At 71.3% G+C, this 6477-nt stretch carries 9 protein-coding genes; 5 read left to right on the forward strand and 4 right to left on the reverse strand.

All coding sequences use genetic code 11. The features are described from left to right. Both KBX39_RS19515 and KBX39_RS19520 read right to left on the reverse strand, forming a co-directional pair. On the reverse strand, positions 1 to 612 hold a 612-nt coding region (locus tag KBX39_RS19515), incomplete at its 3' end, for an amidase family protein (protein ID WP_312247462.1). A 16-nt stretch (positions 613 to 628) separates the two neighbouring features. Then, positions 629 to 1771: a cystathionine gamma-synthase gene (locus tag KBX39_RS19520; protein ID WP_043326515.1), complete on the reverse strand. Its 1143-nt coding sequence runs from the start codon at positions 1769 to 1771 to the stop codon at positions 629 to 631. Between the two features lie 100 nt (positions 1772 to 1871). On the opposite strand from KBX39_RS19520, the gene KBX39_RS19525 reads away from it, so the two are divergent. From KBX39_RS19525 to msrA, 4 genes are all read left to right on the forward strand, one after another. After that, positions 1872 to 2201 carry a hypothetical protein gene (locus tag KBX39_RS19525; RefSeq protein WP_281605144.1) on the forward strand — a complete coding sequence of 110 codons (330 nt, stop codon included), beginning with the start codon at positions 1872 to 1874 and terminating at the stop codon, positions 2199 to 2201. Continuing rightward, complete coding sequence (locus KBX39_RS19530) at positions 2201 to 2893, forward strand: nucleotidyl transferase AbiEii/AbiGii toxin family protein (protein ID WP_043326519.1); 693 nt, start codon at positions 2201 to 2203, stop codon at positions 2891 to 2893. The genes KBX39_RS19525 and KBX39_RS19530 overlap by 1 nt, the downstream gene beginning before the upstream one ends. A gap of 123 nt (positions 2894 to 3016) precedes the next feature. Beyond that, complete coding sequence (locus KBX39_RS19535; protein ID WP_064447693.1) at positions 3017 to 3430, forward strand: HIT family protein; 414 nt, start codon at positions 3017 to 3019, stop codon at positions 3428 to 3430. A 76-nt stretch (positions 3431 to 3506) separates the two neighbouring features. Then, on the forward strand, positions 3507 to 4166 hold the full coding sequence (msrA, locus tag KBX39_RS19540) for a peptide-methionine (S)-S-oxide reductase MsrA (protein ID WP_043326524.1): 660 nt from the start codon (positions 3507 to 3509) through the stop codon (positions 4164 to 4166). A 69-nt stretch (positions 4167 to 4235) separates the two neighbouring features. Here the strand turns inward: msrA and KBX39_RS19545 are convergent, their stop codons facing one another. Together KBX39_RS19545 and KBX39_RS19550 are read right to left on the reverse strand one after the other, a co-directional pair. Continuing rightward, entirely contained in the window at positions 4236 to 4589 is a 354-nt protein-coding gene (locus KBX39_RS19545) for a hypothetical protein (protein ID WP_209960061.1), read from the reverse strand. Then, positions 4586 to 5053: a hypothetical protein gene (locus KBX39_RS19550; RefSeq protein ID WP_245254670.1), complete on the reverse strand. Its 468-nt coding sequence runs from the start codon at positions 5051 to 5053 to the stop codon at positions 4586 to 4588. Before KBX39_RS19550 ends, KBX39_RS19545 begins: the two co-directional genes overlap by 4 nt. 205 nt (positions 5054 to 5258) lie before the next feature. Between KBX39_RS19550 and KBX39_RS19555 the strand changes: the two genes are divergently transcribed. Continuing rightward, on the forward strand, positions 5259 to 6477 hold a 1219-nt coding region (locus KBX39_RS19555; protein ID WP_210871863.1), incomplete at its 3' end, for an N-acetylglutaminylglutamine amidotransferase.

The raw sequence follows: 6477 nt of genomic DNA on the forward strand, positions 1-6477 counted from the left end.
GGGCACCACGCCCCGGCCGGGCTTGAGCCCGACCAGGCCGCAGCAGGCCGCCGGGATGCGGATCGACCCGAGGCCGTCGTTGCCGTGCGCCATCGGCACCAGCCCGGCGGCCACCGCGGCGGCCGCGCCGCCGGAGGAGCCGCCGGGGGTACGCGCCGGATCCCACGGGTTGCGGGTGGCAGCGGTGTCGTCGTCGGTGAGCGCCCACAGGCCCAGTTCCGGCATCCGGGTCACGCCCAGGATCACCGCGCCCGCTCCGCGCAGCCGCCGGACCACCTCGTGGTCGGCCTCCGCCACCGGTGTACGCATGGCGGCCGACCCGTTCCACGTGGGCAGGCCGGCCACCGGCGTGTTCTCCTTGACCGCCACCGGCACGCCGGCGAGCGGGAGGTTCGCCAGTTCCTCCTGCTCGTCGACCTTCTCCGCCTCGGTGATCGCCTCACCGCCGCGTACCGTGCGGAACGCGGCCAGGTCGGCGTCGACCCGGGTGACGTGATCCAGGTGGTCGGCGACGACCTGGGTGGCGGAGACGTCGCCACGGCGTACCGCCCGGGCGATCTGTTTCGCGGTCGCACCGACCCACGTCGTCGGCAAGATCTCCGGCACTGCCACCCTCCCCAGCCAGCGGTCAGCCCAGGGCCTGCTCCAGATCGGCGAGCAGGTCGTCGACCGTCTCGATGCCGACAGACAGTCGCACGAGATCGCCGGGAACTTCAAGCGGCGAGCCCGCAGCGCTTGCGTGTGTCATCCGGCCCGGGTGCTCGATCAGGGACTCGACGCCGCCGAGCGACTCGGCGAGCACGAACAGCCGGGATCGGTTGCAGATGTCCACGGCATGCTCCTCGCCGCCCGCCGCGCGGAACGAGATCATGCCGCCGAACCGCCGCATCTGCTTGGCGGCCACCTCGTGGCCGGGGTGCGAGGGCAGGCCCGGGTAGATGACCTGCGCGACCTTCGCGTGGCCGTCCAGGTAGGCCGCGATCCGCTCGGCGTTGTCGCAGTGCCGGTCCATCCGTACCCCGAGGGTCTTGATGCCGCGCAGGGTGAGCCAGGCGTCGAACGGGCCGTTGATCGCGCCCATCGCGTTCTGGTGGTAACGCAGCTCCTCGCCGAGCGCCCGGTCCGCCGCGACGAGCGCGCCGCCGACCACGTCGGAGTGTCCGCCGACGTACTTGGTGGTGGAGTGCACCACCACGTCCGCGCCGAACGCGATCGGCTGCTGCAGGTACGGCGAGGCGAACGTATTGTCGACCACCAGCAGCGCGCCGGCGTCGTGCGCCACGGCGGCCAGCGCCGCGATGTCGGCGATGCCGAGCAGCGGGTTGGTCGGCGTCTCCACCCACACGATCCGGGTGGCGCCCGGGCGGATCGCCGCGCGCACGGCGTCCGGGTCGGAGACCTTCGCCGGGGTGTAGTCAAGCCCCCAGCGCTCGGCCACCTTGGCGAACAGCCGGTAGGTGCCGCCGTACGCGTCGTCCGGGATCACCACGTGGTCGCCCGGCTTGCAGACGGTCCGCAGCAGCGTGTCCTCGGCGGCCAGGCCACTGGCGAAGGCGAGTGCCACCTGGCCGCCCTCCAGCGCGGCCAGGCACTCCTGGAGCGCGTCCCGGGTGGGGTTGCCGGAGCGGCTGTACTCGTAGCCCTCGCGCGGCGCGCCGACGGCGTCCTGGGCGTACGTGCTGGTCTGGTAGATCGGCGGAATCACCGCGCCGGTGCGGGCCTCCGGGGCCTGACCGGCGTGGATGGCGAGTGTGTCGAAGCCGTGCCTCATGCCGCAGACGTTAGTCCGCCCGCTTCCCCTTTGCTCCCGGTAGGCCGGGCGCGCCTGTCACAACCAGGACTCTGTCGGGGTGGTCGGCCATACTGGTCCGGTGAGTACGACCGAGGCGCTCCCCTCCCGCCTGCACGGCGTCGCCGACCGGATCCCGGCCTCGCTGGGTCTCCTGAGCGGCCCGCGGTCGGGGCGGGTCAGCCTGCCCGTGCGCCTTGCCTGGTCGGGCCCCGGCGACTACGACGTGGGCGACCCGGGTGAGCGACTGACCCTCTACTGCCTCCTGCTTGACTGCGGCCAGCGGGACGACATCATCAGATACGTCGACGCCGCGCTGCTCCGCCAGGACTGGCCACGTATTCGACGGTTGACGGCCCGGCGGGTGACCCGGCTCTGGGAGAGGCAACTGCCCGACCTCGTCGCCGGGTGATGGACGCGCTGCACCGTCGCCTGCTGGAGATCGGTTTCGCCGCTGGTGACGACCTGGGACTGATGCTCGCCGGTGGCTACGCCATGTGTGCCCACGATCTGGTCGACCGGCCTTCCCAGGACATCGACTTCGCCACGGCCGCCGCGATGCCACTCAGTGCCGTGGCGGACCGGCTCGCCGCCGCCTACGTCGCGGCCGGGTTCTCCGCCCGGATCATCGAGGCGACGCCGCGCATGGCTCGCCTGCTGATCTCGGACGACGCCTCTTCCTGTGAGGTCGATCTGCTCAAGGAGGCACTCGCGCCGCCAGCCCGCATGGCGCTGGGCCCGGTGCTGGCCTTCGAGGACGCGGTCGGGCTGAAGGTCCGGGCGCTGCACGACCGTGCCGCCCACCGCGACTACATCGACGTCCGCGCAGCCTCCGAACGGCTCACCCGGTCGGAGCTGGAGCATCTCGGCGCCCGGCACACGGCCGGCTTCTCGTTGGACGAACTGGCCGACCGGCTGGGTGGTGTGACGGAGCGGGACAGCCGGACGTTCCGTTCGTACGGGCTCACCGAGCAACAGGTCGACGAGCTGCGCGGATGGGCGCTGCGGTGGGAGGCGGACATCCGGGCGCGCCTCGCCAACGGCGAGACCGGCCCGACCGGCATCCCCGACGATGACTGGGACGCCTACCTCGATCGCGCCTGACCTACGGCCGGTCTTCTCGTCGATCATGAGGTTGACGGTGGTCGCCGTCCGAATTGTCGCCGCCAACCTCATGATCAACGCTCACCGGAGGTGGGGTGGGCGGGCCGGGCCTAGGGTGGGCGGATGAGCGGGTGCGTGTTCTGCGGGATCGTGGCGGGCGAGGTGCCCGCGTTCCGGGTCACCGACGAGCCGGACGGGGTCGCGTTCCTGGACACCCGCCCGGTGTTCAAGGGGCACGTGCTCGTGGTGCCCCGCACCCACCTGGTCACCCTGTCCGACCTGCCGCCCGACGCGCTGCCCGGCTACTTCCGGCTGGTCCAGCGCATCGCCGTGGCAGTGGAGACCGGTCTGGACGCCGGTGGAACGTTCGTGGCGATGAACAACCGGGTGTCCCAGTCCGTACCGCACCTGCACACCCACGTGGTTCCCAGGACGAAGGGCGACGGTCTGCGCGGCTTCTTCTGGCCGCGTACCCGGTACGCAGGTGACGCCGAGGCCGAGGCGTTCGCCGGGCGGATCTCGGCGGCGCTGGCCTGACGTCGCGGTGGGCGGGTAAGGAACCGGAGGGCCACGCTGTTGCACACGCTGGGAAAGCCAAGAGAGGAGTCCCACCGTGTTCCTCCGCCGCATGAAGGCCGAGATGATCTCTCCTGACCAGGCCCTGCCGGGCCGCCCGATCGCGATGCCGATCGCCGACCGGCACGAGGTGCTGCCGTCGACGCTGAAGGGCCCGTTCCCCGAGGGCGCGCAGGTCGCTGTCTTCGGCATGGGCTGCTTCTGGGGCGCCGAGCGGCTGTTCTGGACCCTCCCCGGCGTGATCACCACGTCCGCCGGCTACGCGGGTGGCTACACCACCAACCCGACGTACGAGGAGGTGTGCTCGGGCATGACCGGGCACGCCGAGGTGGTCCAGGTGGTCTACGACCCGTCGAAGATCGCCTACGAGGACCTGCTCAAGGTCTTCTGGGAGAACCACGACCCGACCCAGGGCATGCGCCAGGGCAACGACGTGGGCACCCAGTACCGCTCGGCGATCTACACCACCACCGACGAGCAGGCCGCCGCTGCGAAGGCGTCGCGGGACGCGTTCGCGCCGATCGTGGCCCGGGCCGGCAAGGGTGAGATCACCACCGAGATCGCGCCGCTCGGCGACTACTACTTCGCCGAGGACTACCACCAGCAGTACCTGGCGCCGACGAAGAACCCGAACGGCTACTGCAACCACGGACCGAACGGGCTGAGCTGCCCGGTCGGCGTGGCCCGCACCGCGTAGCCAGACCGAGCACTGCCCATTCCATTCGGGCCCTCGCCCCTCAGGGACGGGGGCCCGAACGCACTGCGGTCAATCGGTGGCTCTGGGATGGCCGGTTCCGGCGTGCTTGATCCAGCAGGTTCGGGTCTGGTCGTCGACCAGGTACCAGATGCGGCCGCCGGCGGTGACCTCGTACTGCCACTGCGGCAGTGACCGCCCGTTGTGCACGGCTGTGGCGAGGGAGCCCTTGAGGGGGTGCTGGCGGCTGTTCGGCGGAGACGGGCACGGGTGCGCCTCGATCGCGTCGAACGCGCCGCGCGTGTTGGCCGCGGCCTGCCGGCACAGTTCCTCCCAGCCCTTCGCCGCGTCGTTTGTGGCGAACCGCAGGGCGTACCCGCCGGGCCGGGGTGGCGGGGCGGCGCGGTCGCCGCGCTTCGCACTCACTCGTCAATCGGGCGCGTCACCGGCCCGAAGTCGTCGGCGCTGGGCGCGGCCAGGATCCGATGCAGGTCGGGATCGGCGTGCACCTCAGCGGTGTGCCGCCATTCGGTGAGCAGCTGGGACACCGCCGCGGTGCTGCCGACAGCCGCTGCGGCCTCGGCCGTGGCGATGAACTCGTCGGTCATCTGCTCGGCGTCCCCCTGCGGCAGGAACCGCATCCAGGGCAGCACAGTCGGAAGCGTCTCCCGGACCAGGGCCGGCTCTCGCCGCGCCAGGCCGGCCAGCAGCCGCGCGGTCAGGTCGACCACCTCCCCCTCGGCTTCAGCCCGCTCGGCGGACATCAGCACCAGGTCGGCGGCGTCACGGCGACGGAGCCGCAGCGCCCGGGTTCGGGCCAGCCGTTCGGCGGTTTCCGTCGGCTGGCGCAGCAGCTCGGAGAACGGCACCGACTCCAAGGGCATCGACATGACATCAATACTACTTCAGAAGTATCCTGCTGCGGCATTCCTCACACCCCTGCGGGTGCCGAATCCCGACATCGGGTGGAGTGAGGCAGGAACCGAAGGCGTGACAGGCAACCACGCTGCGTGACGGCGCATCGTAGCAAGCTGTCACACGTTCGTCATCGTCTCAACAGGCGAACCGAAACAACCTCTGGCAGCATTGGCTCGTATGTGCGGACTTGCGGGAGAGTTCCGCCGTGACGGTTCACGCGCCGATGTCTCGGCCGTGGAGCGGATGGCGGCCACGATGAGTGACCGAGGGCCCGACGACAGCGGCGTCTGGTCGCAAGGGCCGACCGCGCTGGGACACCGGCGCCTGAAGATCATCGACCTGTCCGCGGCGAGCGGCCAACCCATTGTGGACGCCGCCGCCGGGCTCACCGGTGTCTTCAACGGCTGCATCTACAACTACCGGGAACTACGCGCAGAACTGCAGGCCAAGGGCCACCGGTTCTTCTCGTCCGGCGACAGCGAGGTAGTGGTCAAGGCGTACGCCGAGTGGGGGCTCGACTTCGTCGACCACCTGATCGGCATGTTCGCGGTGGCGATCAGCGAGCGCGACACCGGCCGCCTGGTGCTGGCCCGGGACCGCCTCGGCATCAAGCCGCTCTACCTGGCCGAGAGCCCCGGCGTGGTCCGGTTCGCCTCGACCCTGCCGGCGCTGCTCGCCGGTGGCGGCATCGACACCACCATCGACCGGGTGGCGCTCGCCCACTACCTGAGCTTCCACAGCATCGTGCCGCCGCCGCGCACCATCCTCGCCGGCGTCACCAAGCTGCCGCCGGCCACGGTCCGGGTGTACGAGGCGGACGGCTCCACCCACGAGCGGGTCTACTGGGACCCGGCGTTCGGCCGCGCCGCCGAGCGGGCCGGCTGGTCCGAGCGGGACTGGCAGGACGCGCTGCTCGACTCGCTGACCACCGCCGTACGCCGCCGCATGGTGGCCGACGTTCCGGTGGGCGTGCTGCTCTCCGGCGGCCTCGACTCCAGCCTTGTGGTCGCGCTGCTCGCCGGCGAGGGGCAGGCCCGGTCCGGCCTGGCCACGTTCTCCATCGGCTTCGACGCGGTGGGCGGCCGGGAGGGCGACGAGTTCGTCTACTCCGACCTGGTCGCGAAGACGTTCGGCACCGACCACCACCAGATCCGGGTGCCCACCGGTGACCTGCTGCCGCCGCTGGAGGCCGCCGTCTCGGCCATGAGCGAACCGATGGTCAGCCACGACTGCGTCGCGTTCTGGCTGCTCAGCCAGGAGGTCGCGAAGCACGTCAAGGTGGTCCAGTCGGGTCAGGGCGCGGACGAGATCCTGGGCGGCTACCACTGGTACCCGCCGCTCGCCGGGGTGGACCGGGAGCAGGCGCTCGAGACGTACGCGAAGGCGTTCTTCGACC

The sequence above is a fragment of the Micromonospora sp. D75 genome, assembly GCF_018070405.1.
Classification (GTDB): domain Bacteria; phylum Actinomycetota; class Actinomycetes; order Mycobacteriales; family Micromonosporaceae; genus Micromonospora; species Micromonospora chalcea.

Excerpts from the sequence above, each read along its gene's own strand:
- KBX39_RS19550 (WP_245254670.1), bottom strand. The coding sequence starts at position 5,053 with ATGTCGATGCCCTTGGAGTCGGTGCCGTTCTCCGAGCTGCTGCGCCAG.
- KBX39_RS19535 (WP_064447693.1), top strand. The coding sequence starts at position 3,017 with ATGAGCGGGTGCGTGTTCTGCGGGATCGTGGCGGGCGAGGTGCCCGCG.
- KBX39_RS19530 (WP_043326519.1), top strand. The coding sequence starts at position 2,201 with ATGGACGCGCTGCACCGTCGCCTGCTGGAGATCGGTTTCGCCGCTGGT.
- KBX39_RS19520 (WP_043326515.1), bottom strand. The coding sequence starts at position 1,771 with ATGAGGCACGGCTTCGACACACTCGCCATCCACGCCGGTCAGGCCCCG.